This window comes from Cupriavidus sp. IDO (assembly GCF_000812465.1).
Taxonomy (GTDB): Bacteria; Pseudomonadota; Gammaproteobacteria; order Burkholderiales; family Burkholderiaceae; genus Cupriavidus.
Map to the genome: position 1 here is coordinate 1 of NZ_JWMA01000185.1, position 2,725 is coordinate 2,725.

The following is a 2,725-nucleotide window of genomic DNA, read 5'->3' on the forward strand; positions in this document are numbered from 1 at the left end:
AAGCGCAGTAATGCGTTAAGCTAACCAGTACTAATTGCCCGTAAGGCTTGATCCTATAACCAGTGTGTTTTGCCTGGTGTGGGAATCGCGACTGTGCCTAAACAGTTGACACAAGACGCACAACCCCCACTACATCCCTATTTGCGACGTTGGCTTCAACCCCAGCGCCGCACCCCCTTATGCCTGGTGACCATAGCGAGTTGGAACCACCCCTTCCCATCCCGAACAGGACCGTGAAACAACTCCGCGCCGATGATAGTGCGGATTCCCGTGTGAAAGTAGGTCATCGCCAGGCTCTTATGCCCCAAAACCCCTCAGCTTACCCAGCTGGGGGGTTTTGTCTTTGGAGCGGCGGAATCAACGGATCGATTCCTCGTCTCCTCCTTCCTCCTGAACATGCCTGATCGCTGACCGAAATTCGGAACTTCAGCTACAATGCTTGACAATGCAACGATTGATTGAGCAATAAAATGACTTCGCAGCCACAGGCGGCACATAGTGACGGGCAGGTCCTGCCGTTTCGCGAATCGCTGCTGGCCATGCTGGGTGTCGCCTTTGTGTCGATGCTGGTGGCGCTGGATCAAACCGTGGTCGGCACTGCGCTCCCCACGGTCGTCGCCGAACTCCAGGGTTTTGAGTATTACGCGTGGGTGGCTACGGCCTATCTGCTGACATCCGTCATTACAGTGCCTATTTTCGGGCGCCTGGGCGACTACTACGGCAGAAAGCCGTTCGTTTTGGCCTCGATCGTGGTCTTCACGATCGCGTCGGTGTTGTGCGGCATGGCGCCAAGCATGCCGTTCCTTGTTGCCGCACGTGCCTTGCAGGGCATCGGGGGAGGTATGCTGGTTGGCACCGCCTTCGCCTGCATTGCCGACCTTTTCCCGGATTCGCACGTGCGGTTGCGCTGGCAGATCGTGCTCAGTGCGGCTTTCGGTATCTCGAACGCAATTGGCCCGTCGCTGGGTGGTGTGCTGACCGAGTGGTATGGTTGGCGCGCAGTGTTCTATGTGAACCTGCCCGTTGGCGTCCTGGGCCTCTGGTTCGCCTGGCGCTATCTGCCGCATCTGCGCCAGCAGGCGCACAGCGGGCCGATTCGCGTCGACTGGCTCGGTGCCCTGCTGATCGGCCTGGGCCTCGGCAGCCTGCAGATGAGCGTCGAAATGTTGCCCGAAAGAGGTTTCGGCTTGTTCACGGGCGGCTTGCTGTTCTTTGCGGTCGCGGCGCTGGTTGCCTTGTGGCAATGGGAGCGCCGGTGCGCAAATCCAATCCTGCCGCTGGAAATGTTCCGCAATCCGGGGCTCGCGCCACTGTTCCAGCTCTCAGTGTTCGCAGGCTTTGCGATGTTCGCCATACTGCTGTATGCGCCGCTTCTGTTCCAGGGCGGATTTGGCTATTCGCCGAAGCAGGCCGGCTTGCTGGTGACGCCGCTGGTGGTCTGCATCACGGTTGGCAGTATCTTGAACGGGCGCATCATCACGCGCATCCGCCAGCCGAACACGATGCTGTATGCCGGGTTCCTCTTGCTGACGATCGCCGCACTTGGTCTGTCGCAGGCGACGCGGAACATGTCGCAGCACCTGCTGCTGGCGATCATGCTGGCGGGCGGTCTCGGGCTCGGCTTTATCATGCCCAACCTGACGGTGTTTGCCCAGCAGACCGCGGGCAGGGAGCATCTGGGGATCGCGACAGCGATGCTGCAGTCGCTGCGGATGGTGGGCGGCATGATCGGGACCGCTCTCGTTGGTACGATGGTAACGCGCAGCTACACCAGTGGCGTCGAGCAGGCGCTGCACTCGGCTGGCGCATCAGGCTGGCTGGCCCGCATGTCTGATCCGCAGATCCTGATCGACAAGGCCACGCAGGCAGCCTTGCTGACGCAGCTGCAACAGGCCGGGCACAACGGCGCCTTGCTGCTCGAGCAGTCCCGGGTGTCGCTCGTGAGCGCAATTCATCTGGGACTGGCGATGGCAGCGGTGGCCGCCGCATTGGGAATCTGGCGCGCGCGCCGCGTACCGCCCGTGACGCTGAATCGCGCCGCGGAGCCGGTAATGGCGGCTGAATAGGCTCTGGCCTGAAACGAATGATTGCGGTGCATTGACACCGTCCAGGAGAACGGGTTGGAACTGGAACGACAAAGTCTCGCAGTATTGCAGCAGTTCGGACGAACGTACCGTGCTTACGCTGCCGCGTTCGAACAGCGAATGGGGTTGCCTTTGGCTCGATGGCGCATTCTCGTCGCTCTGCATGGACAAGAAGGCGAGATCGCACAAAAGGCCCTTGCCGATCGCGTTGGCATGGATCCCGGCGCGCTGACACGTCAGCTGAAGGCACTGCAGGAACTTGGCTTGGTGGAGCGCAATACCTCCGAGCGCGACAACCGGGTCACGCATGTGACACTGTCCGCGCCCGGCCGCGAGGTAGTCGAGCGCGCGCTTCCGATCCGATCGGCCTTCTTGCAGGACGTGCTGGCCAACGTGCCGGAATCCACCATGCATGACCTGTCGAAGGGTCTGGCCCAGCTCGAGGCCGGCATCGCGGACGCTGTCGCGCGTACGCAGCCGGATGCGGAGACTGCCTGACGGCCGTTGCGGTTCCTCAGGCGATTCGTCAGCTTGCCGGCGCGCTCAGTAGTTGTCCATCGGGCAAGCCCGACCCCGAAGGATGAAGCGGGCTTGCGGCCGGTGCGTTGCGGGATAAGATCCCAAGTGGTATCGGCAACGAG

General features: G+C 61.5%; 2 protein-coding genes and 1 rRNA gene. All 3 read left to right on the forward strand.

Annotation, left to right across the window (positions count from 1 at the left end; genetic code table 11):
* Nucleotides 1-182: 182 nt before the first annotated feature.
* A 5S ribosomal RNA gene (gene rrf, locus RM96_RS33510) occupies nucleotides 183-295 on the forward strand.
* A 175-nt stretch (nucleotides 296-470) separates the two neighbouring features.
* A complete protein-coding gene (locus tag RM96_RS33515; RefSeq protein ID WP_039016063.1) occupies nucleotides 471-2,066 on the forward strand; it encodes an MFS transporter in 1,596 nt (531 codons plus the stop codon).
* A 54-nt stretch (nucleotides 2,067-2,120) separates the two neighbouring features.
* Nucleotides 2,121-2,582, forward strand: coding sequence for a MarR family winged helix-turn-helix transcriptional regulator (locus RM96_RS33520; RefSeq protein WP_039016064.1), 462 nt, complete (start codon nucleotides 2,121-2,123; stop codon nucleotides 2,580-2,582).
* The last annotated feature ends 143 nt before the right edge of the window (nucleotides 2,583-2,725 follow it).